This is a genomic window from Sphingomonas sp. 2378, from assembly GCF_038084995.1.
In the GTDB taxonomy this organism is placed as follows: domain Bacteria; phylum Pseudomonadota; class Alphaproteobacteria; order Sphingomonadales; family Sphingomonadaceae; genus Sphingomonas.
In genome coordinates, this window is sequence record NZ_JAXCMJ010000008.1 from 106,927 (window position 1) to 133,113 (window position 26,187).

Consider the following 26,187-nt stretch of genomic DNA (forward strand, 5'->3'; position numbering starts at 1 on the left):
AAAATATCGAGAAAAAGTCATGGTCTTGGCGGCATCGCCAGATCGCTCGCGACCCAGACCAGCGGCGCGTTCCAGTTGATTGCGACCTCGTTATGGGCATAGGCGCGCGCGTCATCGATCCAGCAGCGCTGGCCCACGCAATGTCCCTTCATCGGCGCGGAGGCCGGTTCGGGAAAGCTGGTGCTGTTGGCGCCGCCGCTCAGCACGCCGGGGGGCGGGCCGGGCGTCTTCGCATCGAACTGATGCGCCCAGAAGCGGTGATGCGGGTTCCGCATCGGCTTCCACCCGAAGCCGCTGACATAGCTTTGGTCGAGTGGGTTGCGGCCCAGCACATAGTCCATCGCGTCGACTTCCGCGTCGCGGTAGCGCCGCTCGCGGGTGAAGCGGGCCGCCAAGGCCAGGATCATGGCCCGTCCCAGCAACCCGCTGTTCGACCCCCATTGATAGGCGGTCGAGGCATAGGGAATATGATAGCCCGACCGGATATCCTCCTCCAGGAACCGGTCGGCCAGCGCGATCAGCTTGGCGCGCGCCGCCGCCCGCTCGGATGGCGGTACGCCGGTCGCGGTGGCGAGGCTGATCGTGCCCAGTGCGGCGGTCCCGCCCCAGCTCGGCTCCGCCGTCAGGGCGGCGGTGTGAAGCGGGTTGCGGTGTAGCGCCTCGGCCAGTTCGGGCATGCCGGTGGTCGCGTAGAGTTCGGCGGTCGCCCAATAAAGCTCGTCGCCCAGATCGTTGTCGCCATAGCCGCCGCTGCCATTGAACGCCTGCGCGGCATAGACGTCCGGATTGCGCAGCGCCGCCTGATAGGCCTTGCCCGCCGCGACCAGGCAGCGTTTGGCGAAGCCCTTGTCCACGCCGCGCCAGATGCGCGCGCATTGCGCGGCGGTGGCGGCGAGGTTCAACGTTGCCGCCGTGCTGGGCGGATAGAGCAGCCGTTCTTCGCGGTCGTCGGAGGGGGCGGTGGGCAGCTTGGTCCAGTTGCGGTCGGCGATCTTGTGATGCGCCATACCCCCGGCATCGATATCGGTCAGCGTGTAAGGCCCGCGCCCCTGCCGCCCGCCCGGCAGCGCCAGTTCCTGCCCGTCGGGCACCTGCATCGCCAGCAGGAACCGCATCTCCCACCGCGTCTCGTCCAGCAGGTCGTCTATCCCGTTCCCCGCCTCGGGCAGCGCGGCGGCGCCATCGGGGAAGGGGGGCGAGCCCGCATCGACCTCATAGAGATTTTGCAGCATCCACAGGGCGATACTGCCATTGACGACATATTTGCCCTGGTCGCCCGCATCATACCAGCCGCCGGTGACGTCGAGCGTATAGGGGCACCCCGGCCAGTTGGTGCCGGCAAGGTCGGCGCCCTTGAAGCAGGTCACGACCTCCTTCACATGCCCCGCGGCGCGCGCCCATTGCGAGCCTCCCGCGAAACGCGCGTCGATCGGAACCCCGGCGCGCTGCTGGTAGAAGAAGTTCAGCGATGCGCGGGCGAGCGGGCGATAGACGCCCGCGTCAATTGCAAAGGGGTGGCTGACATGGCCATCGATCCGCAGGCGATAGGTGCCGGCTTTGGTATAGCTCGCGAAATCGATCCGGTGGACCTTGTCCCCCGAGGCCGCATCCGGGCCGAAATAGGTGGTGCGCCCTTCCGCGACGACGCGGCCCGCCTCGTCCAGCAACTGCCAGGGAAGCGGGGTCGAACCGCTGGCCGCGATGATCGCGCGCTTGGCGGTGTCGGGGCGGAAGCCGATCTGGTTGAGATGCGGACCCGGCGCATCGCTCGCACCGATCCCGGCAAGCGCGAGCAGGGGAAGAACGATCCTCTTCATAACAATGGGCCTCCCGCGCCGGGCGTGGTTCGGGCGAAATCGAAACCGCCATCCGCCACACCGCTCACCGTCAGTCCGGGAGCCAGCGGCGACGGCGCGGTCATCCGCAGAAAGTCGCCATGGCTGGGCAGACGCGCTGCCACATCGGCATAGCCTCCGCGCATCTGCTCCAGCGCCTGCGCCACCAGATTTTCGTCCAGCGCATCGACGGCGGGCTCCCAGCTTTGCGGGACCAGTCCCTGGCCCAGGCAGACCGCGACCCAGCTCGGATTGGCGAACAGGTCATAGCCTTCGCGGAACAGCCGCCCCTTGCCCGCCCACAGCGCCATCTTGCGCGACAGGCTGTCGGGCACGTCCATGGTGCGCACCCGGTTCCAGAACGGCGTATCGGCGCGCCGCGTCGCCTTATAGTGGAGGATGATGAAGTCGCGCACATCCTCGTACAGATCGTGCATCTGGCGGTTGAACTCGTCGCGCTCGCCGGAATCGAAGCGCATGTCGGGGAACAGGGCGACCAGCCGCTGGATCGCCGCCTGCACCAGATGGATGCTGGTCGACTCGAGTGGCTCCAGGAAACCGCTCGACAGGCCCAGCGCCACGACATTGCGGTTCCAGCTTTGCCGCCGCCGCCCCGCCGTGAAGCGCAACTGGCGCGGATCGCCCAGCAACTCGCCCTCCAGGCTGTCGACCAGTTGGGCGCGCGCCGTCTCATCGTCCAGGAATTCGCTGCAATAGACCAGGCCGTTGCCCATCCGATGCTGGAGCGGGATACGCCATTGCCACCCTGCGTCGCGCGCGGTGGCGCGGGTGAAGGGATCGGGTTCGCGCGGATCGGGCAGGGCGCACGGCGCCGCGACCGCCCGATCGCAGGGCAGCCAATGCGCATAGCTTTCATAGCCCGTCTCCAGCGCCTCTTCGATCAGCAGCCCCCGAAAGCCCGAGCAGTCGATGAACAGGTCGCCCTCGATCCGTCGTCCATCGGCCAGCGTCACCGCCTCGACATAGCCGTCCTCGGGCCGCAGGTTCACCGCGTCGATCCGCCCCTCGATCCGGGTGACGCCGCCACGCTCCGCATAGCCGCGCAGGTAGCGGGCATAGAGCGAGGCGTCGAAGTGAAAGGCATAGAACAACTCGCGGATCGGCGAGCGCGCATCGGCCTTGGCCCGACCAAACCGTCCCGCCCGCGCGGCGACCGCGCTCATCGACCAGTCGGCGATGCCGGGGATCGCGCGGCGGCTCCGCTCACGCAGCCAGAGCTGATGGAAGTGCACCCCCTGCAAATCCTGGCCGAACCGGCCGAAGGGGTGGAAATAGCGCTCGCCCCTGTCGCCCCAGTCGACGAACTCGATCCCGAGCTTGAACGTGCCGCCGGTCGCGGCGAGAAAGTCGTTCTCGTCCAGGCCCAGCATCTGGTTGAAGGTGATGATCGGCGGGATCGTCGCCTCGCCGACGCCGACCGTCCCGATCTCCTCGGATTCGACCAAGGTCACCTGTGTATAGCCGTTGTTCAGCAACCGGGCGAAGGCGGCGGCGGCCATCCAGCCGGCGGTGCCGCCGCCGACGATGACGACGCGGCGAATGCTATGGTCATGGGGGGGTGGCATGTTCATCGGGCGAGGCGTCTCATCTGGCCCGCGCGCCATTCGGCATGGGCGGGACTCTGGGGAAGGGCGGCGGCGATGGCGTTGGACAGGCGGGTCATGACCGCCTGCACCTCGTGCGGAGGAACGCCATGCACCAGCGGATCGACCCGGCGCGGCAGGAACCCTTGACCCAGCAGCATCGCGGCCCAGCCATCGCGGGCGAAGGTCTCCTCCTCGTAAAAGGGCAGGCGACCGCGCTCGGCGAATTGGGACAGGGTGTGGGCGAGGCAGGCGGGCGGTTCGGCGCGGGCGACCGCCTGCCACATCGGCTCGGGACGGCGGGCGGTGCGGTAGTGCGCGGCCAGGAAGTCGCGGACCCGGTCCGCCTCGGCCAGCGTCTGGCGGTTGAAGTCGGCGGCCTCGACCGGGGCCATGGCGCGGTCGGGCAGCATCGCGATCAGCCGGTCGATCGCGCTCAGCGCCAGATGCAGGTTGCACCATTCCAGTGGCTCGACCTGCGTGGCGGCGTCGCCGACCGCGATGCAATTGCCCCGCCAGGGCTGGAGGCGCGTGCCCGCGCGGATGGCGATGGGCGCATCGACCACCGCCCCGTCGCGCGACAGCATCGCGGCGGCGTCGGCATCGGAGAGATGCTGGCTCGCATAGGCCAGCCCGACCTGCTCGCCGCTCGACCAGCACCAGCCTGCCGCATGGGCGGTCACGTCGGTCAGGACCGGCGCGCCTTCGCCCGAAACCCGCGTGCCGAGCAGGACGCGGTCGCAGGGGAGCCATTCGCTCCAGTCCTGTCGATCGTCATCGATCGCGCTGCGCAGCGTCGCCGCCGGACCGCTGGCATCGAGGAACAGGTCTGCGCTCAGCGTCCGATCCTGTTCCGTCGTGACGGCGGCGATATGCCCCCGCGCGTCCACACGAACCTCGGCAACCGTGCCCGCCATCTCCCGCACCCCGACATGCAGGGCAAAGGCGCGTATCATCGCCATGTGGCGGGTCAGATCGAGGGTCAGGCCGAAATCATGCGCGCCGAAGATGCTCCCCGGCGCGGGCGGTACGAAACGCCCTTCGCGTGCGATCCGGGCGGCGGGGGAATAGCTGTCGAAGGGGCGGACTACGCCGTCATGCGCCGCGCGAACCCAATGGAGATGGAACGCCGCCGGACCGATGGCATGGCCATAGGGGCCATAGGCATGGACATAATCGGGCAGCCCCTCCGCCCATCCGATGAAACGCGTGCCCAGCCGATAGCCCGCTCCCGTCCGCGTGACGCCGTCATCCACGCCGATGCCCAGATCGGCCTGAAACCCCGGCAGGGAGGGCAGGGTACAGGCGATCCGATCCGCCAGCGCGTCCCTCGCAGGCGGTGTCGCCAGCAGGGTCACGCCGAGAAACGGCGCCCGACGCTTCAGCGCGGCGGCGGCGCACCACGCGGTGAGGCCGCCACCGACGACCAGCACGTCCCGGATGGGTCCCGCGCCGGTCATGCCGCGTCGACCATCGGGCAATAGCGTTCCAGAAAGCCGCGATGATCGGGGCGCGTGGCGACTTCGCTGGCGATTTCGGACCGCAGATCGCCGACCGCCCGCAGCAGTTCGGGCGTGCCCGCGACATCGGCGCGCGGGTCCCACCCTTCGGGCACGATGCCCTGGCCCAGATAGACCGCGATCCAGCTCGCATCCAGGAAGACGCCCTCGCGATATTTCACGACCCGCGCCCGCCTGCGCCACAGGTCCAGCTTTTCGCCGAGGCTGTCGGGTATCTCCATCGTCCGGACGTAATTCCAGAAGGGGGAATCGTCGCGCGTCGTCGCGTGATAATGGAGGATCAGGAAGTCGCGGATTCGGTCATATTCCAGATCGATGATCCGGTTGAACTCGTCGCGGTCGGAGGCGCCGGCCCGCTTGTCCGGGAACAGCTCGATCAGCGCGGTGATCGCCTGCTGCACCAGATAGATGCTGGTCGATTCGAGCGGTTCGAGGAACCCGCTGGCCAGCCCGATCGCGACGCAATTGCCGACCCAGCTTCGCCGCCGCCGCCCCGCCTTGAAGCGCAGCAGGCGCGGCTCGGCCAGCTTCTCGCCCTCCACCGCCGCCTCCAGCGCACGGGCGGCGTCGGCATCGGCGATGAAGTCGCTGGCATAGACATAGCCGTTGCCGGTCCGATGCTGGAGCGGGATGCGCCAGCGCCATCCGGCGGGCATGGCGATCGCGCTGGTATAGGGGGTGACGGCGGTCTCGGTCCGGCACGGCATCGCCACGGCCCGGTCGGTCGGCAGCCATTTCGACCAGTCCTCGAACGGCTCTTCCAGCGTCTGGCCGAGCAGCAGCGAGCGAAAGCCCGAGCAGTCGATGAACAGGTCGCCCTCGACCCGCTCGCCATCCGCCAGGACGACCGCACGGACCAGGCCGGTTTCGCCGTCCCGCTCGACATCGATGACCATCCCCTCGGTCCGCATCGCGCCCGCTTCCTCGGCCAGCCCGCGCAGATAGGGGGCGAAGAGCAGCGCATCGAATTGATAGGCATAGCCGAAGGTCGACGGTAGCGTTCCCGCATCGCGAACCGGATGATCGAACCGCGCTTCGCGTGCGAGGGTGCAGGCATAGGATAGCGCGTCCAGCGGCGGCAGCTCATGCCCCTCGCGTGCCAGCCGCGTCCAATAATGATGGAAGTCGATCGCGCCGCCGCCCCGCCCGAACGTCCCGAACGGATGGATATAGCTGTCCCCGATCCGGCCCCAGTCGCGAAACTCGATTCCCAGCTTGAAGGTCGCCCGGGTGCGCGCCATGAACTCGGCCTCGGGAATGCCAAGCCGTTCGTTGAAGGCGCGAATATGGGGCAGGGTGGCCTCGCCGACCCCCACGACGCCGATCGCCTCCGACTCGATCAGTCGGACGGTGCACTGTCCCGAAAGGAGACGCGCCAGAGCGGCGCCCGCCATCCAACCGGCCGTGCCGCCGCCCACGATGACGACCCGCACCCGTTCCTGCGTCACCCTTCGCTCCCCCTCCTGACCCGTGAAAGACCGGGCCGTTTCGTCAATTCATGCCGCGCCTTGCCTGTCGCCGCAATCCACCAAGAGGGAAGCGTTGCAGGAATGTCGCACCTCCGACCGGATCGGACGTTTATAAGTTAAGCATCTTGTCGAAATGTTGCTGGTAGCGCAATCACGAGTCCGAAGATCATGTTGATAGGCATGATCTCGACCTAACGGGCGACGCCAAAGGGGCGCGCAAAAAAGGGGGGGATGACCATATGCGCAGCGTTGCGCCTCTCACTGTCACTGCCAATCGTTTCCATCAGCTCATGATCGGTGCGTCCGCGGGTGCCCTGTGCATCGCGGTGCTCAGCACGCCCGCCATGGCGCAGACCGCCGACCAGCAGACGACGACCAATTCGGACCAGAGCGCCACCTCGCCCACCGGTGCGGTCGCGGGCCAGGGCACGGCCGGTTCGTCCACCCCGCGCACCAGCGCCAGCGTCGAGGCCCCCGGCTCGCAACCGCCCGCGGGCGATGATGTCGGCAACGAGAAGGAAGTCGTCGTCACCGGCATCCGCCAGAGCCTGGCGAATGCGCAGACGATCAAGCGCAACTCCGACACCGTCGTCGACGCGATCACCGCGTCCGACATCGGCGCGCTGCCCGACCGTTCGGTGACCGAAGCGCTCCAGCGCGTGCCCGGCGTGTCGATCAGCCGCTTCGCCGCCGCCAACGATCCCGACCACTTCTCGGTCGAAGGTTCGGGCGTCGCGGTGCGCGGCCTGACCTTCGTGCGTTCGGAATTCAACGGCCGCGACACCTTCTCCGCCGGTATCGGCGGTCAGGCGATCAACTTCTCCGACGTCCCCGCCGAACTGCTCGGCTCGGTCGAGGTGTACAAGAACGCCACCGCCGAACTGATCGAGGGCGGTCTGGCCGGTACAGTCAACCTGAACACCCGCAAGCCCTTCGACAACAAGGGTTTCCATGCGGGCTTCACGGCGGAGGCCAATTACGGCGACTTCAAGAAGAAGTGGTCGCCGACCGGCTCGCTGTTGCTCAGCGACACCTGGGATACCGGCATCGGTCGCTTCGGCCTGCTCGGCAACATCTCCTATTCGCGCGTCCGCAGCCGCGCGGACAGCGTCCAGGTCACCAATTTCCAGACTCGTGATAATATGCGTGCTTTGGCGGCGAACTCCACGGATACGGCTGCTTGCCGTAATCCATTGCCAGGCACCGCCGACGCTACAACCTTACCGGGTGTGGGATCGGCTTGCGGTGCGAATGGGACCTCAGGGGCGGACGGCTTCCTCGATCCGGCGGCGCTGCGTTATGCCCCGATTGGCGGCCAGTTCCGCACGCAAGAGTTCGATCGCAAGCGCGATGGCGTGGCGCTGGCGGGTCAGTGGCAAAGCACTGACGAACGTACCGTGCTGACGGCGCAGTATCTGCGGACCCACACAATCAACGATACGGCCGAGCGGACCTTCGAAACCGCGCCGGATCTCGCCGAATACAACACCTATCCGATCGGCTGCCAGCCGAACGACAACGGCCCACCGAATGATAATAGCGCAGCGGGCACCGTTCGTGCCCAATGTCCTGTGGCCACAACAAAGAATTATGTGTTCGATAATAGCGGACTATTCCAGTCCGGCTATATCACCGCTCCCGGCAACGGCCGCCGCGCCGCCTGCAACAACCCCGGACCGACGGCCAATCCAGCCACTTGTTTCGTGCCCAGCGGCGGCACGCAGCAGTCGCTGGCGCGTGGTATGACGCGGGACGAGAATACCGTCAGCGACTTCGGCCTGAACCTCAAGACGCAGTTGGACGATCATTGGTCAGTCAATCTGGATGGCGACTATACTCGCGCCAAGAAGACGAGCACAGACCTGCGCGTCTTCGGCTCCACCTTTGCGGACTCCGAACTCGACATTTCGGGCAATCTGCCGACGGTGATCCCGCACAAGCCAACGACGCTGATCTCGAACGGTGGCGTCATTAGCCCCGATCTAGCGGGCCAAACGGACGCGCAATACTTCGCCAATCGCAACGTTCAGTTCTGGCGCGCGGCGATGGACCATCTGGAAGAGAGCAAGGGGCGCGAATATGCGTTCAAGGCCGATGTCGACTATAAATTCGACGAAGGTAGCTTCCTAACCCATGCCAAGTTCGGCGCACGCTATGCCGATCGCGCGTCCGAAGTCCGCTATACAACGTACAATTGGGGCGCGCTCTCCGAAGTGTGGTCGGGCAACAACCCGGTTTCCTTCGCTCAGGCCCCAGGCCAGACCGAATTCTACAGCTTCCCGAACTTCTTCCGGGGGGCTGTCAGCCCGCCGCCGGGCGCCTATTACTATACCGGCGATATGACTGGCGGCTATGAACAGTCGGCTGCCTATTTTAAGTCGATCGGCCAGTTGTGGCAGACGGCCAATGGTTCGGGGGCAGGGACGTGGGCACCGCTTGCCGAACGGAGCGGCGTCGTCGCGGGCACGCCCTATCTGCCGTCTGAAATTCAGAATGTGGCGCAGCAGGACAAGAACGCCTATGCGCAGGTGAACTTCGCGACGCCGGGCAACTTGTTCGGCAACGTCCGGATGAGCGGCAATATCGGCGTTCGCTACGTCTTGACCGACGTGACCTCATCGGGTTCGATCGGTGCACCGACGCAAGAGCAGACCCAGACGAACGGCACCTATGCCGTCCGCTGTCTGTCCAACACGTCGACTACGCCGACCGGCATCTGTCGTCTGGGCGAAGCGGCCTATAACGCCATTCAGCAATTCTCGACCGGTATCACTGCCCTGGACACGGCACGCCAGCAATATCACTACTGGCTACCGAGTGCGAATTTGAAGTTCGGCATCGGCCGTGACGTGGTGCTGCGTCTGGCGGCGTCGAAGGTCATGACGCGTCCGGATTCTGCAAATATCCGCAACTTCCTGCAGCTTGGTTTCGACGCCAATAGCGGCCAGATCACGGCGACGGCAGGCAATCCCTACCTCAAGCCCGCGACCGCTTGGCAGTTCGACGCGACGGTCGAATGGTATTTCGCCCGCGTGGGTCAGTTGTCGGTGGACGTCTTCTACAAGTCGGTGAAGGACTTCTTCTACCAGTCGCTGACCAACCGCACGATCACCAGCAACGGTGTGACGCAGTCGGTGCTGGTGCGTGGTCCCGCCAACTATGAGGGCACCGGCAAGATCAAGGGCTTCGAGGCCGCCTATCAGCAGACCTTCGACTTCCTGCCGGGTCTGCTCAGCGGCTTCGGCGCCAGTGGCAGCTACACCTATATCGACAGCTCGGGCCTGCCCAACTCGTTCCTGAACGGCGGCGCGCCCGCCAACACCTCGAACATCAAGCCGGGCAACATCCCGCTCGAGGGTCTGTCGAAGCACACGGTGAACGCGGCGCTGTTCTACGAAAAGGGTCCGGTCTCGCTGCGTGCGGCGTATAACTGGCGGTCCAAGTATCTGCTGACCCCGGCGGACGTGATCTTCCCCTACACCTCCATCTATCAGGATGCGGGCGGGCAGTTGGACGCTTCGGCGTTCATCAATATCAACAAGTATCTGAAGATCGGCGTGCAGGGCGTGAACCTGGCCAATCAGGTCATCAAGACCGAGCAGGCCTATATCAGCGGTTCGACCGCCACCGCCCCGCGCTCCTACATCGTCAACGACCGCCGCTTCTCGTTCGCGCTTCGCGGCACCTTCTGATCCGGGCGAGCCGGTCGGGGCCTTCGGGTCCCGGCCGCAAGCCTGACCTGCGACCGCCCGTTTCTCCAAGGGGAGGCGGGCGGTCTTTCTTCATGTCAGGCTGAAGCTCCACTTCCGTTCAGCCTGGGCGGAGTCGAAGGCCACGCCCTATGCTTTCGGCAGGCGCGTTCCCGTGCACTTCGACTTCGCTCAGTGCGAACGGAGTGTGGGGGAGCGGTTGGCCAGGGCGACCGGACGCCGCCCCAGCCGCCCGGAGCATCAATTATGCGGCAGCTTGGACCGGTCGAAATTCGGACCCAGGTCCAGCAGGAAGGCCGGGCCGACTTCGATCACCTGCTTGGCGCCGGCGAGTTGCACCGAGATATTAGCCTTGCCCGCCGCATAGCCCTGCGCCGCCACGCCCGTCACGAAATAGCGTTTCCAGGCGGAGCCCAGCTGAACCTGTTCGCTGGCGATGGGGGTGTAAGGCGGCTCCGATCCGCCCATGCCGACCGGGATCGTCACCGTCGAGCCCTCGGCGGCGTTCGGCGCGCGGAGATAGACCATGACCATCAACGTATCGCCCGCCGCGATCGGCTTGATCGTCGGATAGGTCGCGCCGCTGTCCCAGGGATTGGCTCCGGCCTTGGCCACCTTGATCTGAACCGCATTGCCACCGGGCACGTCGGCGGCGGGAACTTGCCTGGCGCTCTGGTTGGGACCGTACAGGGTCCAGCCGATGCCGGGCGCGTTGATCGCCTTGTCGAAGATGCTGGATTGCGTCGCCGTGCCGGGGGCTGCCGCCGGTGCGGCCTGCGGGCTCGCCGCGGCCGCCACGACAAGCATCGCCATCGATCCGATCATGATCCCTCTCCCTCCTCTCGGCCGGATTACCCGGTCCGTCGAATCGATTGTAACGCTCCCATCATGACTGCCAAGCGGGATTTGACGGGCTTCCGTCCTACTGGCCGACGATCTTGACGAGCGGCTCGGCGGCCTGCCCGGTCGGCAGCCGCCCGCTCGCGGTCAGGCGGCGCGTCTGGTCGTCCCAGCGCAGCGTGGCGCTACGCCCGCCGGTCTTGCGATAGGCGTTGGTGGTGCCGTCATCGTCATACAGGGTGAAGGTGGCGTCACGGCCCGGATAGACGCGGATGCTCTCCAGGCTTTGCGCGGTCGCGGTGCTCGGCACTTGGACGCCCATCGGGACGATCGAGCCCGCCCGCACGAACAGCGGGATATGGTCGATCGGCGCGGCGGCCTCGATCCACTGGCCGCCGGTGTAGCGCTTGTCGGTCCACCAGTCATACCAGTCCGCGCCAGACGGCAGGTAGACGCGGCGCGCCGTCTGGCCCTGTTCGGTCACCGGCGCAACCAGGAAGGCGGGCCCGAACATATATTCATCGCCCAGCGTCTTCACGACCGGATCATTGGGGAAGTCCATGAACAGCGCGCGCATGAACGGTGCGCCGGTCTGGCTGGTCTGCCGCCCCAGTGCATAGAGATAGGGCATCAGCGCATAACGCAGCCGCAGCGCGCTCGCCAAAATGGGCTCGGCGGCGGTGCCATAGTCCCACAAGGCGGTGCCCGGACGCTGACCATGGATGCGCAGCGTCGGCGTGAAGGCATTATACTGGAACCAGCGGACGAAGAGTTCCGGGTAATCGCGGTAGGACGGTGCCATTGCGGTCGCGCCGGCCGGGTCGACCAGCACCGGGGCTTGCGCCTCCGGCCCGTTCGGCCATTGCCAGCCGCCCGTGTCGCTCGACCAATAGGCGATGCCGCTGGCCGTCATGCCAAGGCCAGCGGGCACCTGACGCCTCAGCGCCTCCCAATTGGACTGCACGTCCGAAGACCAGAACAGGCAGCCATTGGCCTGCGTCCCCAGATAGGCGGCGCGACACAGGATCATGTTGCGCATGTCCGGCCGGTCGCGGGCCGATCCCTCGGCGACGCTGGAGGTGTGGAGCAGCGGATAGACGTTGCGATAGCGATCGCCCGACCCGATGGAGAAGAAATGCCCCTCCGGCACCAGATCGGGCTCGGTTTCGTCCAGCCACGCATAGTCGAAGCCTTGGCTAAAGATATTGTCGCGGATCTTGCCCCAGAACCATTGGCGCGCCTCTGGATTGGTGCTGTCGATCAGCGCGCCCGCGCGGTCGGAGCGGATCGGCAGGCCGTCGACCGGATGGCCGTCCTTGTCCTTCATCAGCCAGCCCTTGGCCGCCAGCGTATCGAACCAGCGGCTCTCCCGCTCGAAGCGCGGCCAGATGCTGATGATGCTGCGCATGCCCATCGACTTCAAATGCGCGTTCATGCCGCTCGGGTCGGGAAAGGCGGTGCGGTCGATGTCGAGCTGCCCCATCCGGGTCCAGTAGAACCAGTCGAGCACCATGACGTCGAGCGGCAGGCCGCGTTTGCGATAGCCATCGGCGATCTCGGTCAGCTGCCCTTGCGTCTCGTAGCGGGCCTTGCTCTGGATCAGGCCGAACGCGGCCTTGGGCGGCAGCGGTGTCGCGCCGGTCAGGCGGGCGTAACCGGCATAGAGTTCGTCCGTCGTCTTGCCTGAGATCACGAAGAAGGACACGCGCTCGCCGACATTGGAGGCGAACTTGGTGGCGTTCATCAGGCCGGGCGAGACGGTCGTCGCGGACGGATTGTCCCACAGGATCGCATAGCCCTTGTCCGTCACCATGAAGGGCACGCACACCGACTCGCCGCCCGGCCGGTCGTAATCGTGGCGGCAGTCGATGGTGCGACCCCGCAGGTCGAGCACACCGTCCTGAAACTGGCCCAGCCCGTAATAATGGGTGTCGAGCGTGTCGGCGAAGCTGGCACCGGCGCGGAAGGTCTTTTCGCCCGACACGGTGTGCGGTGCCATTTCCCACCCGGTCATCCGGGTCAGCGCCTTGCCGTCCGCGCCCGCGAAATCGATCGACACGGATGGGAGGGACGGCGCAAAATAGCGTTCCATCTGACTGGGCGGCTTGGGCCAGGGCTGGGCAGCGACCGTCACGGTCAGGCCGGGCGAGGCGAAGATGTCGCCGGTCGTATCGGCGCGGTGGGACCAGCCGCTGGCGTCGCTCTTTGCGGTCAGGCCATAGCCGGGCTTGGCTTCCGCCTCGGCCCGGTCGGTGGCGATGGTGACGCGGACGATGCCGGGGCCGTAAGGCTCGACCGAGACGAGCGCGCCGTTGCGCTCGACGGTCGCCAACGGATCGGCGGACAGGGCGAGGGGAGCGGTGCTGGCCAGCAGGGCCGATGCGGCCAAAGTCCACCGACCGCCCAGCGCCATCGCGCGCGCATTGCCCCGCATATCCGTCCCCCAATAAGCCAATTGATTTGTGTGAACGCTACCCTATCGCTGCGCTGGCACGTGGGGAAGGGGGAATGCGGTCAGGCCCGGAACGGATCGCTGACCGTCGCCCGACCCGGTCGGTCGTACCGTCCGGCGAGCCGTAGCCGATAGAGCGGATCGCTCGCGCGGGTCAGGGTGACGTCATACCAGCCAAGAGCCTCGTCCAGCGACCAGCGATGGCGGCCGGGCTGGAGCGGCTTGGGGGCGGGGGCGGCCTTGCCCGGTTCGAGCCGCACGACCGACAGGTCGGTCATGTCGGACGGCAGGATCAGCGACAGCCCACGATCATCGACCATGGCCGCGATCAGTGGTGCGGGCCTGCCGGCGGCGAAATGGCGGTGAAAGCCGTTGGGCCCCAGCACCCACAGGTCATGGCCGGTCGCCGGATCGGACGGCCAGACATCCTCGGTCACGGTTCCGGCCGCCAGGCTATAGCGGCGCGGCACCCGGTCCAGGGCGTGGCGGTCATAGACATGGAACACCGCCCCCGCGCCCTCCGCCTGGAAGCGCAGGCGGATGCCGTTCGGCTCGGCGATCTGCGTGACCTCCAGCCGGTAGGGCAGGGGGCGGGCGCGGCGGATGCCGGGTTCCTGCGCGGGCGCGCCGGTCGCGGTCGGGGCCTGCGGGCTGACCTGTCCCTTGATCGCGGCGGCGCGGGCCGCGTCGTCGCGTGGATCGGGCAAGGCGGGTGCGGCCTCGTCCTTCGCGGCGAAGTCGAACGCGCTGGTCAGGTCGCCGCACACCGCACGCCGCCAGGGTGAGATATTGGGCTCGTGAAAGCCGAACCGTGTCTCCAGAAAGCGGATGACGCTGGTATGGTCGAAGACCTGCGAATTGACCCAGCCGCCCCGGCTCCAGGGCGAGACGACATACATGGGCACGCGCGGGCCCAGGCCATAAGGGCGGCCGCGAAAATCGGGCTGGTCGAGATTCGCGTCACCGACCGAGGGCACATCATGATATTCGCCCGCCAGCTCGATCGTCGATCCGCCCAGCGGCTTGCCGTCCGCACCCCGCGAGGGCGGGGCGGGCGGGGGCATGTGGTCGAAAAAGCCGTCATTCTCGTCGAACATCACGAACAGCGCGGTACGCGCCCAGACCTTCGGATCGGCGGTCAGTGCGTCGAGCAGCTCGGCGGTATAGGCCGCGCCTTGGGCCGGGCTGGAGGGATTGGGGTGTTCCGATCCGGCGGCGGTGGCGATGACATAGGAAACCTGCGGCAACCGCCCGGCCAGCACATCGGCCTTCAGCATGTCCAGCCCGCGCGTGGTCAGCGCCCGGTCCTTCAGCGCCGGGTCGCCGCGCCCATGATGCGCCTTGCGATAGGCCGCGAAGCCGACCAGCGGGTTGTCGGTGAAATTGTCCGCCATGTCCTGATAGAGGCGCCAGTCGATCCCCGCCGCCTGCATCCGCTCGGGCGTGGTGGTCCAGCGATAGGGATCGACCGCGCCACCATCCTCGGCGAAGCTGTCATGCGAGTTGCCGATGGCCGGGCCGCCCGCCCGGCCGGAAGGATCGTTGGTGCCGGTCCACAGGAACAGCCGGTTGGTGTTGGTCCCCGTCTGGATCGCGCAGTGATAGGCGTCGCAGATCGTGAACGCCTCCGCCAGCGCGAACTGGAAGGGCAGGTCGGCGCGAGCATAATGGCCCATCGCGCGCTGCTTCTTGGCCTCGGGCCAGTGCGCCATGCGGCCTTCGTCCCAGGCGGCTTGCGCATCGGGCCAGGTGTGCGGCGTGCCCTCCATCCGCATCAGGTCGAAATGGGCACGGGTGTCCAGGCGGAAGGGGGAGACGATGCGCGGCCCGCCGGGCGCGGTGCGGTCGAGTTGTTGCCAGACGGTGCGGGGCGCTCCGTCGGAAGACGCGACCGGAATCGGGAAGCGGTCGCCGAAGCCGCGCACGCCGCGCAACGTGCCGAAATAATGATCGAAGCCGCGATTTTCCTGCATCAGGATGACGACATGCGCGATGTCGCGGATCGTGCCAGTCCGCCGGTCGGGCGCAATCGCCGCGGCGCGGGCGATGGCGGGGGGCAGGGCGGCGGAACCGGCAAGCGCGGCACCAGCGGACAATAACGAGCGGCGGGAGAAAGTGACCATCGGTGCGCCATGGCCGATCTGGTTGACGTTTTGGTGACGCCTTAAATCCTCCCCGGCACGGGGAGGAGGACCGCCGCGAAGCGGTGGTGGAGGGGGCGTGCCGCAAGCGACGTCCTGTGAGGAAGTCCCCCTCCACCAGCTTCGCTGGTCCCCCTCCCCTTGCAGGGGAGGAATGTGTGCGTCGCTATACGTCGTCTATATGCGAAACCGGGGGATCGCTCTCGAATTGCTACGCCCCTCGGGCCTAATTGCTCGGCCCTGGAGGTCGCCCATTCCATCGTGGCGGCCTGTCCATAGGGGCATATATGAAGACCATGATGTTGGGCGCCGCCACGGCGCTGTTCGTGTTTCCCGCCGCCGTCCAGGCCCAGAGCGCCGCCGAAACCGCGCCGCCGCCGCCCATGACGGTCAGTGGGTCAGCCGCCATCGCATCGGACTATCGCCTGCGCGGCATCTCGCAGTCGGACGAGCATATGGCGGTGCAGGCGGGCCTGACCGTGGCGCACGAGAGCGGTGCCTATGTCGGCGTCTGGGGATCGAACCTCGCCGGGTGGGGGACCTTCGGCGGCGCGAACATGGAGCTGGACCTGATCGGCGGGTACAAGACGAAAATCAGCCCGACCGGCACGCTGGACGTCGGGTTGACCTGGTACATGTATCCGGGCGGCGCCAACAAGACCGACTATGCCGAACCCTATGTGAAGCTGTCGGGTACCACCGGCCCGGTCTCGCTGACCGCAGGCGCGGCCTATGCGCCGAAGCAGCAGGCGATCGGCAAGTGGTACGATAACGGCGCCAGCGCCGCCGCCGGTGTCTATGACCATCCCGGCGCAAAGAGCGACAACCTCTACCTCTGGGGCGACGGCGCGGCGGCGATCCACGGCACGCCGTTCACCGCCAAGGCGCATATCGGCCATAGCTGGGGCATGGACGGCCTCGGCCCCAACGCCACCGCCCCGACGCCGACCGGCGACTATTGGGACTGGTCGCTGGGTGCGGACACGACGTGGCACAATCTGACGCTGGGCGTCGCTTGGGTCGACACCAGCATTTCCGACCGCAAGGCCGCCTATCTGCGGCCGAGCTTCAGCAAGGGGCAGGACGGCACCGGCAATATCGCGGGCAGCACGCTGCTCGTCTCCCTTACCGCCGGTTTCTGAGGAGCATCGTACATGGACGATCTGATCTGGCTGTTGGTCATGGCCGGGCTGGTGGCGGCGACGCTCGCCTATGCCCGGCTCTGCGACCACGCGTGAGGGGGCTGAGACCATGACCCTCGACCTCTGGCTGGCGGCGCTGACCGCGCTTGGCCTTCTCGTCTATCTGGTGGCGGTGCTGATCCGCCCCGAACGCTTCTAAGGGGGCGGCATCATGACGCTTCAAGGATGGGCCCTGATCCTGGGCTTCGTCGCGATCCTGCTCGCGCTGACCAAGCCGGTCGGCGCGTGGCTGTTCGCGCTGTACGAGGGGCGGCGCACACCCCTTCATGTCGTGCTTGGCCCGGTCGAGCGCGGCTTCTACACGCTGTCGGGCATCGATCCGCAAGCGCAGCAGGGTTGGCGCCGCTATGCGCTGCACATGCTGATCTTCAACGTCGCGTTGATGGTCTTCACCTATGCGGTGCTGCGCCTGCAATATTACCTGCCGGGCAATCCGCAGGGGCTGGCCGGGCTGACCCCGCATCTGGCGTTCAACACCGCGATCAGCTTCACCACCAACACCAACTGGCAAAGCTATGGCGGCGAGTCGACCATGTCGAACCTGTCGCAGATGCTCGGCCTGACCATCCACAACTTCCTGTCGGCGGCGACCGGCATCGCGCTGGCCTTCGCGCTGTTCCGGGGTTTTGCGGGGCGCGAGACGAAGAATCTCGGCAATTTCTGGGCCGATGTGACGCGCATCACCCTGTATCTGCTGCTGCCGCTCTGCGTCGTCTACACCGTTTTCCTGATCGCCAGCGGCGTGCCGCAGACCATGGCCGGTGTCGTCAGCGTCGACACGCTGGAGGGCGTGCGCCAGTCGATCCTGCTGGGTCCAGTGGCCAGCCAGGAAGCGATCAAGATGCTCGGCACCAATGGCGGGGGTTTCTTCAACGCCAACAGCGCGCACCCGTTCGAGAACCCGACCGCGCTGACCAACTTCGTCCAGATGCTGTCGATCTTCATGATCGGCTTCGGCCTGACCTGGTGCTTCGGCAAGGCGGTCGGCAACACGCGTCAGGGCTGGGCGATCCTGTCCGCGATGATCCTGCTGTTCCTGGGCGGCGTGGCCGTCTGTTACTGGGCGGAGGCGGCGGGCAACCCCGTGCTGCACCAGCTGGGCGTGGCGGGCGGCAATATGGAGGGCAAGGAAGTGCGCTTCGGCATCGCCGCCTCGGCCCTGTTCGCGGCCGTCACCACGGCGGCGTCGTGCGGCGCGGTCAATGCGATGCATGACAGCTTCACCGCGCTGGGCGGCCTGATCCCGCTGTTCAACATGCAACTGGGCGAGGTCGTGATCGGCGGCGTGGGTGCGGGCATCTATGGCTTCCTGCTGTTCGCCATCCTGGCGGTGTTCGTCGCTGGCCTCATGGTCGGTCGTACGCCCGAATATGTCGGCAAGAAGATTGAAGCCCGCGAGGTCAAGCTGGCCGTCCTCGCCATCGCCGTCCTGCCGCTGTTCATTCTGGGGATGACCGCCTTGTCCTGCGTCACGGGGCAGGGGCTGGCGGGGCCGCTCAACAAGGGGCCGCATGGCTTTGGCGAGATTCTCTATGCCTTCACCAGCGCGGTCGCGAACAACGGATCGGCCTTTGCGGGCCTGACCGCCTCGACCTCCTGGTATGACGGGCTGCTGGGCGTGGCCATGTGGGTGGGCCGCTTCTTCATCATCGTGCCGATGCTCGCCATTGCAGGCAGCCTCGCGGCGAAGAAGCATGTCCCGGCCTCGGCCGGTTCCTTCCCGACCACGGGCGTGCTGTGGGTCGGTCTGCTCGTCGGCATCGTGCTGGTGCTGGGCGGCCTGACCTTCCTGCCGAGCCTCGCCCTTGGTCCCATCGCCGATCATCTCGCGATGATCCGCGGTCAACTCTTCTGATCGGGAGCGCCTGTCATGGCCCATTCCCCCACCAAGAGCCTGTTCACCGCCGAGCTGGTGCTCCCGGCGATCAAGGCGTCGTTCGTCAAACTCAATCCGCGCGAGCTGATCCGCAATCCGGTGATGTTCGTGACCGCCGTGGTCGCAGCACTTCTGACCGTCCTGCTCGTCGTCGGGCATGACGGGCTGACCACCGGTTTCAAGCTGCAACTGGTCGTCTGGCTGTGGCTGACCGTGCTGTTCGGCACCTTTGCCGAGGCGCTGGCCGAGGGCCGTGGCAAGGCACAGGCGGCCAGCTTGCGCGCCGCCAAGGCCGAGCTGACCGCCAAGCGGTTGAAGGGCGCTGGCCAGGAGTGGGAGAATGTCCCCGCCAGCGCGCTGAAGATCGGCGACGTGGTGCTGGTCGAGACCGGCGACCTGATCCCCTCGGACGGCGAAGTCGTCGCCGGTGTGGCCAGCGTCAACGAAGCCGCGATCACCGGCGAGAGCGCGCCGGTCATCCGCGAGGCGGGCGGCGACCGTTCGGCGGTGACGGCGGGCACGCGCGTCATCTCGGACGAGATCCGGGTGCGCGTCACCGTCAATCCGGGCCAGGGCTTCCTCGACCGCATGATCGCGCTGGTCGAGGGCGCCGAGCGTCAGAAGACCCCGAACGAGGTGGCGCTCACCATCCTGCTCGTCGGCCTGACCATCATCTTCCTGATCGCGGTCGGCACCATTCCGGGCTTCGCCTCCTTCGCTGGTGGCAGCATCCCGGTGGCGATCCTGGCGGCGCTGCTCATCACCCTGATCCCGACGACCATCGCGGCACTCCTGTCGGCGATCGGCATCGCGGGCATGGACCGTCTGGTCCGGTTCAACGTGCTCGCCAAGTCGGGCCGTGCGGTCGAGGCGGCGGGTGACGTCGACGTGCTGCTGCTCGACAAGACGGGCACCATCACCATCGGTGACCGTCAGGCGAGCGAATTCCGCGCCGTCGGTGGCTCGGATGTCGATGCGCTGGCCGAGGCGGCGCTGATGGCCAGCCTGGCCGACGAAACGCCCGAAGGCCGCTCGATCGTCGTGCTGGCGCGCGAGCAGTTCAAGGTCTCGATCGCCAGCCTGCCCGCGAACGCCGAGATCATTCCCTTCACCGCCCAGACCCGCATCTCGGGCGTGAGGATCGGCGACCGGTTGATCCAGAAGGGCGCGGTCGACTCGATCCTGCGCGCGCATCCCGGCGTGGGCGAGACGGCGGCGGCAACGCAGTTGCGCCGCATCACCGACGAGATCGCGCGCGCTGGCGGCACCCCGCTGGCGGTGGCGGAAAATGGCCGGTTGCTCGGCGCCATCTTCCTGAAGGACGTGGTCAAGGCGGGCATCCGCGAACGCTTCGGCGAGCTTCGCCGCATGGGCATCCGCACGGTGATGATCACCGGCGACAACCCGCTGACCGCCGCCGCCATCGCCGCCGAGGCGGGCGTGGACGACTTCCTCGCGCAAGCCACGCCGGAGGACAAGCTGGCGCTGATCCGCAAGGAACAGCAGGGCGGCAAGCTGGTCGCGATGTGCGGTGACGGCACCAACGACGCGCCCGCGCTGGCGCAGGCCGATGTCGGCGTCGCGATGAACACCGGCACCCAGGCCGCGCGCGAGGCGGGCAACATGGTCGATCTGGACAGCGATCCGACCAAGCTGATCGAGGTCGTCGGCCTCGGCAAGCAGTTGCTGATGACGCGCGGGGCGCTGACGACCTTCTCGGTCGCCAATGACGTGGCGAAATATTTCGCGATCATCCCGGCGATGTTCGTGGCGCTCTATCCGGGCCTCGGCGTGCTGAACGTCATGGGTCTGGCGACGCCGCAATCGGCGATCCTGAGCGCGATCATCTTCAACGCGCTCATCATCCCGCTGCTCGTGCCGCTGGCGCTGAAGGGGGTGGCCTACAAGCCGATGGGGGCGGGGCCGCTGCTCGCCCGCAACCTCGCCGTCTATGGCCTGGGCGGCTTGATCGCGCCGTTCGTCGGTATCAAGATCATCGACCTTGTGGTCGGTGGCCTCGGCCTCGCATAAGGAGTTCACATCATGGGTAAGGATTTCACTTCCGCCTTGCGGCCCGCGATCGTGATGACGATCCTGTTCGCGGCTCTCCTCGGCATCGCCTATCCTCTGGCCATGACCCGCATCGGACAGGCGATCTTCCCGCATCAGGCGAATGGCAGTTTGGTGCACGTCGGCGGCCGGGTGATCGGATCCGAGGTCGTCGGACAGGCCTTCGTCAGCGACCGCTATTTCCAGACGCGTCCCTCGGCGGCGGGCAAGGGCTATGACGGGCTGGCCTCGTCGGGCTCGAACCTGGGGCCGACGTCGCAGGCCCTGGCCGACCGGGTGAAGGTCGATGTCGCCAAGCGTCGCGCCGAGGGCGTGAAGGGGCCGGTTCCAGCCGACCTCGTCACCGCCAGCGGCTCGGGCCTCGACCCCGATCTGTCGCCCGAAGCGGCACTGGCGCAGGTGGCTCGCATCGCCCGCGTCCGTGGCCTGGGCGTCGAGCAGGTCCGCGCCTTGGTCGTCGCGAAGACCGAGGACTCGGTGCTGGGCGACCCCCATGTCAACGTCCTCGCCCTCAACCGCGCGCTGGACGCAACGCTCAAGCGATGACGGCAGGCGAGCCGCGCCCCGACCCCGACGCCCTGCTGCGCGCCGCCGAGCGCGAGGGGCGCGGCCGCCTGAAAATCTTCCTGGGGGCAGCACCCGGCGTCGGCAAGACGTTCGAGATGCTGTCCGAGGGTGCCGCCCGCCGTCGCGACGGTGTCGATGTGGTCGTGGCGGTCGTGGAAACCCATGGCCGCGTCGAGACCGAGGCGCTGGTGCGCGGGCAGGAGCTCATGCCCCGCCGCGCCGTCCCCTATGAAGGGCGGACGCTGCACGAGATGGATATCGACGCGGTCCTTGCCCGCGCCCCCCGCCTCGCCCTGGTTGACGAACTCGCCCACACCAACGCGCCGGGCAGCCGCCATCCCAAACGCTATCAGGATGTCGAGGAGCTTCTGGCGGCGGGGATAGACGTCTATTCCACCGTCAACATCCAGCATATCGAAAGCCTGAACGACGTCGTCGCCAGCTTCACCCGCGTCCGGGTGCGCGAGACGGTGCCCGACCGCATCCTGGAGGCCGCCGAGATCGAGGTGGTCGACATCCCCCCCGACGAGCTGATCGAGCGGTTGAAGGCGGGCAAGGTCTATCTGCCGCAAGAGGCGACGCGGGCGCTGTCGCACTTCTTCTCCAAGTCCAACCTGTCGGCCTTGCGCGAATTGGCGCTCAGGCGGGCGGCGCAGGCGGTCGATGCGCAGATGCTCGACCATGTGCGGTCGCTGGGCGTAGGCGGCCAATGGGCGGCGGGCGAGCGGCTGGTCGTCGCAGTCAGCGAATTGCCCGGCGCCGACGAACTGGTCCGCGCCGCCAAGCGTACCGCCGATGCGCTGCGGGCCCCCTGGACCGCCTTGTTCATCGACACGCCGCGCACTGCGACCCTGGGGGAGGCGCAGCATCGGCGGCTGGCGGCGACGATGACGCTGGCCACGCAGCTTGGCGCGGCGGTCGCGACCGTTCCTGCGCCCAGCGTGGTCGAGGGCATCGGCGCCTTCCTGACCGATGCGCGCGCCACGCAGCTGGTCGTCGGCAAGGCCAAGCGCTCGCGCTGGTTTGAGCTGCGCCACGGCTCGGTCGTCGACCGGTTGGTGCGCGAGACGCCCGGCGTCACCGTCCATGTCCTGCCCGTCGGCGAGGCCTCGGTCGAGCGGGAGCGCACCAAGCGGCGGGGGCAATGGGGATCGCCCATCGGCTATGCCCTGACGCTGGCGGGGGTCACGGGCGTCACCGGGCTGGCGAGTGCGCTGTTCCATATCCTGAATTTGGGCAATGTCGCGCTTCTCTATCTGCTGCCGGTCATGGCGGCGGCGAGCCTGTACGGTCTGCGCACCGGGCTGTTCGCCGGGATCGCGTCGAGCCTGGCCTACAACTTCTTCTTCCTGCCGCCCGTCGGCACGCTGAGCGTCAGCAATCCCGAGAATATCATCTCGATCTTCGTCCTGCTGGGCGTCGCCATCGCGACCAGTCAGCTGACCTCGCGGGTCCGCGCGCAGGCCGATCTGGCGGCGGCGAGCGCGCGCGACAATGCGACGCTGGCGGGCTTTCTCCACCGCCTGAGCGGTCTGGCCGACCCGGCCGAGGCGTCGCGGGTGATCTGCGAAGACATTGCCCGGCTGTTCGAGGTGCAGGCGGTCCTGCTCACCCCGTCGCCCGCCGGACTGGCGGTACAGGCGGCGACCAAGCCCGATTACCGGCTGGAGACGATGGAGATGGCCGCCGCCCACTGGGCCTTCGACACCGGGACGCCCGCCGGCAAGGGATCGGCGACGCTGGCCGCATCCGAATGGCTGTTCCAGCCGCTGAAGGCAGGCAACCGGACGCTCGCCGTATTGGGGCTGGCGCGCGAGGCGGGGGGCGAGCCGGTCCGTGCCGACCGCCTGCCGCTGCTGACCGGGTTAATCGATCAGGCCGCGCTGATCCTCGAACGGCTGCGGCTGGAGGCGGAGGTGCGCGACGTGGATGCGGTGCGCACCCGCGATCGCTTACGCGCCGCGCTGCTGTCCTCGGTCAGCCATGACCTGCGCACGCCGCTGACCGCCGTGATGGCGGCCGCGGCGCAATTGCGGCAGGGCGCGACGCCCGAGCTGATCGCGACTATCGAGGGCGAGGCGGCACGGCTCAACCGCTTCGTCGCCAATCTGCTCGACATGGCCCGCGTCGAGGCGGGGGCGCTCAAGCTGAAGATCGAGGCGATCGACCTCAGCGACGCGGTGACCGGCGCGGCGCATGATGCCCGCCGTGCGCTGGAGGGCCATTCGGTGCGGCTCGACGTGCCGCCCGATCTGCCGCTGGTCCGCGCCGATCCGCAGCTGTTGCATCATTGCCTGCTCAACCTGCTCGACAATGCCGGGCGTTACGGCGATCCGGGGACGGAGATCGTGATTGAGGGGCGGCACCGCCACGGCACGTTGCGCCTGTCGGTCCTCGACCATGGCCCCGGCCTGCCGCCGGGTCGCGAGGCGGAGGTGTTCGAGACGTTCCGGCGGCTGGAAGGCTCCGACCGGGTGGCGGGCGGCACCGGCCTTGGTCTTGCCATCGTCAAGGCCTTTGCCGAAGCCATGGGCCTGGGCGTAGAGGCGGGCAATCGCGAGGATGGCGAGGGGGCGGTCTTCACCCTTTGCTTCCCGCGCGACCTGATCATGCGCGAGGGCGCACCGGAGGGAATGGCCTGATGCCTGCGACGATCCTGGTGGTAGACGACGAAGTCGCGATCCGCCGCCTGCTGCGCAACACGCTCGAACAGGCCGGCCACCGCGTGGTCGAGGCGCGCGACGGGCGCGAGGCGCTGGCCCATGCGGCGGCGGAGCACCCGGATGCGGTGCTGCTCGACCTGGGCCTGCCCGACCGCGACGGACTGAGCCTGATCCCGCTGCTGCGCGGGCCCCAGCGGGTGGTGCTGGTCGTCTCGGCGCGCGAGGCGACCGAGGAGAAGGTGGCCGCGCTCGACTTGGGGGCGGACGATTATGTCACCAAGCCGTTCGACAGCGAGGAACTGCTCGCCCGGCTGCGGGTGGCGCTACGCCATGCCCGTGCGGCGGAGGCCGCGCCCTCGGTCGTGCGCACGGGCGACCTTGCCATCGACCTCGACCGGCGGGTCGTCACGCGCGGGGGTGAGGAACAGCATCTGACCCGCAAGGAATATGACGTGCTGGCAGTCCTGGCTCGCCATCCCGGGCGGGTGGTGACGCATGACAGGATCATCGACGCCGCCTGGGGCGGGGACGAAGACCCGCGCATCGATTACTTACGCATCGTCGTCCGCAACCTGCGCCAGAAGCTGGAAGCGCCCCAGCCGGTGGGCAGCGTCATCGCGAACGAACTGGGCGTGGGGTATCGGTTGCGGGTCGAGGGGTGATCCACCCCGACTCCGTCGTCCCAGCGCAGGCTGGAGCCTTTGCCGGTGACGGGATGCGAGCCGAGAAAAATCCCGGCCTCCGCTGGGATGACGTCCTCCTAAGCCATCTCCCCCGCCCTCAGCGTCAGCACGTCCACCCCGCTCCGCGTCACCGCCACCGTATGCTCGAACTGGGCGGACAGCTTCCCGTCATCGGTCACCACGGTCCAGCCATCCTCCGAGGCCGAGACCCTGCGCGTACCCTGGTTGATCATCGGCTCGATGGTGAAGGTCATACCTTCGCGAAGGACTTCACCCGTCCCCGGTCGCCCGAAATGCAGCACATTGGGCGCCTCGTGCATCTCGCGCCCGATGCCGTGGCCGCAATAGTCGCGGACCACCGAGTATCCGTTCGCCTTGGCGTGCTTCTCGATCGCCGCGCCGATATCGCCGAGACGTGCGCCGGGGCGGACCTGTCTGATGCCCTTCCACATAGCCTCGCGGGTGACGCGGACCAGCCGTCTTGCGTCGGTCGATGCGTCGCCGACGATATAGGTCTTGCTGGAATCGGTGATGAAGCCGTTCTTCTCCAGAGTGATGTCCAGATTGACGATATCCCCGTTCCGGATCACCTCGTCCGCGCTCGGCACGCCGTGGCAGACGACCTGGTTGATCGAGCTGTTGAGCACATAGGCGAAACCATATTGCCCCTTGCTCGCGGGGCGTGCGCCCAAGTCGTGAGTGATATAGCGCTCGACCAGGTCGTTGACCGCCAGGGTCGACATGCCCTCCAGCGTCAGCCCATCCAGCATCTCGAACACCTGCGCCAGCAGCCGCCCGGACGCGCGCATCAGCGCCAGTTCCTCCGCCGTCTTGACCATGTCAGGCGACCCGGGGCTGGGGCAGGGGGGCGTCGGCGGCGGCCATCTGCGCCTGGACGATCTGGTGGAAGGTCAGCGTCGGGTTCGCCTCCGCCAGCATCCCCATCTTCATCCAGAATTCGGCCTGTGCGTTGATCGAACGGCACATGACGGTGCTGGCGCGGCGCACTTCCTCGTGCAGTTCGTCGTCTATTTTCACGATACCCATATATGGATCATATATGGTTCGTATATCGGGCGCAACCGGTCAGTAGCGGGCGGTCGGACGGCTGAGGACGAAGGCCGCGCATCCGCCCATCAGCACCGCCACGCATAAGGCGAGCGGCCAGTGCGGTCGGGCGGTCGCCCAGAACAGCCCATAGCCCAGCGCCATCCCGCCGCACGCCATCGTCTTGCCCCTGACCCCGATCGCCCCGTCCCGCCGCCACGCCCGCAGGGTCGGGCCGAAGTGCGGATGGTCGAGCAGCCACGCCTCCAGCCGGGGCGAGGACCGCGCGAAGCAGGCCGCCGCCAGGATCAGGAAGATGGTCGTCGGCATCAGCGGCAGGATCGCCCCGATCACGCCGAGCGCGACGAACACGCATCCCAGAATGAGCCAGCCGAGCCGTATCATGGCACAGGCGTAGCGGGCCGTGGGGGCGGGGGGAAGGGGGTGGGCTTAGCTTATGGAAACACCTTTTGCCGCAGCGCACGCCCCCTCCCGCAGGCGGGAGGGG

General features: G+C 67.4%; 18 protein-coding genes. 8 read left to right on the forward strand and 10 right to left on the reverse strand.

Annotated elements, in window-relative coordinates; all coding sequences use genetic code 11:
• Positions 1–17 precede the first annotated feature (17 nt).
• Genes SM191_RS06445 through SM191_RS06460 form a run of 4 tightly spaced genes read right to left on the reverse strand, consistent with a single transcriptional unit; the run spans position 18 to position 6,407 of the window.
• A complete protein-coding gene (locus SM191_RS06445; protein ID WP_341505449.1) occupies positions 18–1,817 on the reverse strand; it encodes a glycoside hydrolase family 9 protein in 1,800 nt (599 codons plus the stop codon).
• Positions 1,814–3,427, reverse strand: a complete 1,614-nt coding sequence (locus SM191_RS06450; RefSeq protein WP_341505450.1) for a tryptophan halogenase family protein — start codon at positions 3,425–3,427, stop codon at positions 1,814–1,816. Before SM191_RS06450 ends, SM191_RS06445 begins: the two co-directional genes overlap by 4 nt.
• Entirely contained in the window at positions 3,424–4,899 is a 1,476-nt protein-coding gene (locus SM191_RS06455; RefSeq protein WP_341505451.1) for a tryptophan 7-halogenase, read from the reverse strand. The genes SM191_RS06450 and SM191_RS06455 overlap by 4 nt, the downstream gene beginning before the upstream one ends.
• Positions 4,896–6,407, reverse strand: coding sequence for a tryptophan halogenase family protein (locus tag SM191_RS06460; protein WP_341505452.1), 1,512 nt, complete (start codon positions 6,405–6,407; stop codon positions 4,896–4,898). The genes SM191_RS06455 and SM191_RS06460 overlap by 4 nt, the downstream gene beginning before the upstream one ends.
• A 311-nt stretch (positions 6,408–6,718) precedes the next feature.
• Here SM191_RS06460 and SM191_RS06465 point away from each other — a divergent pair, with 311 nt between their 5' ends.
• Complete coding sequence (locus SM191_RS06465) at positions 6,719–10,120, forward strand: TonB-dependent receptor (RefSeq protein WP_341505453.1); 3,402 nt, start codon at positions 6,719–6,721, stop codon at positions 10,118–10,120.
• 258 nt (positions 10,121–10,378) lie between these two features.
• Here the strand turns inward: SM191_RS06465 and SM191_RS06470 are convergent, their stop codons facing one another.
• The 3 genes from SM191_RS06470 to SM191_RS06480 form a co-directional block, all read right to left on the reverse strand.
• Positions 10,379–10,963 carry a hypothetical protein gene (locus SM191_RS06470; protein ID WP_341505454.1) on the reverse strand — a complete coding sequence of 195 codons (585 nt, stop codon included), beginning with the start codon at positions 10,961–10,963 and terminating at the stop codon, positions 10,379–10,381.
• 97 nt (positions 10,964–11,060) lie between these two features.
• A complete protein-coding gene (locus tag SM191_RS06475) occupies positions 11,061–13,412 on the reverse strand; it encodes a glycoside hydrolase family 31 protein (RefSeq protein WP_341505455.1) in 2,352 nt (783 codons plus the stop codon).
• A gap of 80 nt (positions 13,413–13,492) precedes the next feature.
• Positions 13,493–15,553, reverse strand: coding sequence for a phosphocholine-specific phospholipase C (locus SM191_RS06480; protein WP_341505456.1), 2,061 nt, complete (start codon positions 15,551–15,553; stop codon positions 13,493–13,495).
• 305 nt (positions 15,554–15,858) lie between these two features.
• On the opposite strand from SM191_RS06480, the gene SM191_RS06485 reads away from it, so the two are divergent.
• The 7 genes from SM191_RS06485 (at position 15,859) to SM191_RS06515 (ending at position 24,611) form a co-directional block, all read left to right on the forward strand.
• Positions 15,859–16,713: a TorF family putative porin gene (locus tag SM191_RS06485; protein WP_341505457.1), complete on the forward strand. Its 855-nt coding sequence runs from the start codon at positions 15,859–15,861 to the stop codon at positions 16,711–16,713.
• A 109-nt stretch (positions 16,714–16,822) separates the two neighbouring features.
• On the forward strand, positions 16,823–16,912 hold the full coding sequence (kdpF, locus tag SM191_RS06490; RefSeq protein ID WP_037531783.1) for a K(+)-transporting ATPase subunit F: 90 nt from the start codon (positions 16,823–16,825) through the stop codon (positions 16,910–16,912).
• A gap of 12 nt (positions 16,913–16,924) precedes the next feature.
• Entirely contained in the window at positions 16,925–18,628 is a 1,704-nt protein-coding gene (gene kdpA, locus SM191_RS06495) for a potassium-transporting ATPase subunit KdpA (protein WP_341505458.1), read from the forward strand.
• Positions 18,629–18,643: 15 nt separating this feature from the next.
• Positions 18,644–20,680 carry a potassium-transporting ATPase subunit KdpB gene (gene kdpB / locus SM191_RS06500; RefSeq protein ID WP_341505459.1) on the forward strand — a complete coding sequence of 679 codons (2,037 nt, stop codon included), beginning with the start codon at positions 18,644–18,646 and terminating at the stop codon, positions 20,678–20,680.
• 12 nt (positions 20,681–20,692) lie between these two features.
• Positions 20,693–21,265 (forward strand): potassium-transporting ATPase subunit KdpC, encoded by a 573-nt coding sequence (kdpC, locus tag SM191_RS06505; protein ID WP_341505460.1) that lies wholly within the window; start codon positions 20,693–20,695, stop codon positions 21,263–21,265.
• The gene (locus SM191_RS06510) at positions 21,262–23,928 is read left to right on the forward strand and encodes a sensor histidine kinase KdpD (RefSeq protein ID WP_341505461.1); all 2,667 of its coding nucleotides are present in this window, start codon (positions 21,262–21,264) and stop codon (positions 23,926–23,928) included. Before kdpC ends, SM191_RS06510 begins: the two co-directional genes overlap by 4 nt.
• The gene (locus SM191_RS06515; RefSeq protein ID WP_341505462.1) at positions 23,928–24,611 is read left to right on the forward strand and encodes a response regulator transcription factor; all 684 of its coding nucleotides are present in this window, start codon (positions 23,928–23,930) and stop codon (positions 24,609–24,611) included. The genes SM191_RS06510 and SM191_RS06515 overlap by 1 nt, the downstream gene beginning before the upstream one ends.
• A 98-nt stretch (positions 24,612–24,709) precedes the next feature.
• Here SM191_RS06515 and map read toward each other — a convergent pair whose 3' ends face one another.
• The 3 genes from map to SM191_RS06530 are packed head-to-tail and all read right to left on the reverse strand — an operon-like array spanning position 24,710 to position 26,084.
• Positions 24,710–25,471 (reverse strand): type I methionyl aminopeptidase, encoded by a 762-nt coding sequence (map, locus tag SM191_RS06520; RefSeq protein WP_341505463.1) that lies wholly within the window; start codon positions 25,469–25,471, stop codon positions 24,710–24,712.
• 1 nt (position 25,472) lies between these two features.
• The gene (locus tag SM191_RS06525) at positions 25,473–25,679 is read right to left on the reverse strand and encodes a ParD-like family protein (protein WP_341505464.1); all 207 of its coding nucleotides are present in this window, start codon (positions 25,677–25,679) and stop codon (positions 25,473–25,475) included.
• A 39-nt stretch (positions 25,680–25,718) separates the two neighbouring features.
• Positions 25,719–26,084 (reverse strand): YbaN family protein, encoded by a 366-nt coding sequence (locus SM191_RS06530; RefSeq protein ID WP_341505465.1) that lies wholly within the window; start codon positions 26,082–26,084, stop codon positions 25,719–25,721.
• Positions 26,085–26,187: the final 103 nt, after the last annotated feature.

Excerpts from the sequence above, each read along its gene's own strand:
- SM191_RS06445 (WP_341505449.1), bottom strand. The coding sequence starts at position 1,817 with ATGAAGAGGATCGTTCTTCCCCTGCTCGCGCTTGCCGGGATCGGTGCG.
- SM191_RS06450 (WP_341505450.1), bottom strand. The coding sequence starts at position 3,427 with ATGAACATGCCACCCCCCCATGACCATAGCATTCGCCGCGTCGTCATC.
- SM191_RS06455 (WP_341505451.1), bottom strand. The coding sequence starts at position 4,899 with ATGACCGGCGCGGGACCCATCCGGGACGTGCTGGTCGTCGGTGGCGGC.
- SM191_RS06465 (WP_341505453.1), top strand. The coding sequence starts at position 6,719 with ATGATCGGTGCGTCCGCGGGTGCCCTGTGCATCGCGGTGCTCAGCACG.
- SM191_RS06470 (WP_341505454.1), bottom strand. The coding sequence starts at position 10,963 with ATGATCGGATCGATGGCGATGCTTGTCGTGGCGGCCGCGGCGAGCCCG.
- SM191_RS06475 (WP_341505455.1), bottom strand. The coding sequence starts at position 13,412 with ATGCGGGGCAATGCGCGCGCGATGGCGCTGGGCGGTCGGTGGACTTTG.
- SM191_RS06480 (WP_341505456.1), bottom strand. The coding sequence starts at position 15,553 with ATGGTCACTTTCTCCCGCCGCTCGTTATTGTCCGCTGGTGCCGCGCTT.
- SM191_RS06485 (WP_341505457.1), top strand. The coding sequence starts at position 15,859 with ATGAAGACCATGATGTTGGGCGCCGCCACGGCGCTGTTCGTGTTTCCC.
- kdpF (WP_037531783.1), top strand. The coding sequence starts at position 16,823 with ATGACCCTCGACCTCTGGCTGGCGGCGCTGACCGCGCTTGGCCTTCTC.
- kdpA (WP_341505458.1), top strand. The coding sequence starts at position 16,925 with ATGACGCTTCAAGGATGGGCCCTGATCCTGGGCTTCGTCGCGATCCTG.
- kdpB (WP_341505459.1), top strand. The coding sequence starts at position 18,644 with ATGGCCCATTCCCCCACCAAGAGCCTGTTCACCGCCGAGCTGGTGCTC.
- kdpC (WP_341505460.1), top strand. The coding sequence starts at position 20,693 with ATGGGTAAGGATTTCACTTCCGCCTTGCGGCCCGCGATCGTGATGACG.
- SM191_RS06510 (WP_341505461.1), top strand. The coding sequence starts at position 21,262 with ATGACGGCAGGCGAGCCGCGCCCCGACCCCGACGCCCTGCTGCGCGCC.
- SM191_RS06515 (WP_341505462.1), top strand. The coding sequence starts at position 23,928 with ATGCCTGCGACGATCCTGGTGGTAGACGACGAAGTCGCGATCCGCCGC.
- map (WP_341505463.1), bottom strand. The coding sequence starts at position 25,471 with ATGGTCAAGACGGCGGAGGAACTGGCGCTGATGCGCGCGTCCGGGCGG.
- SM191_RS06525 (WP_341505464.1), bottom strand. The coding sequence starts at position 25,679 with ATGGGTATCGTGAAAATAGACGACGAACTGCACGAGGAAGTGCGCCGC.
- SM191_RS06530 (WP_341505465.1), bottom strand. The coding sequence starts at position 26,084 with ATGATACGGCTCGGCTGGCTCATTCTGGGATGCGTGTTCGTCGCGCTC.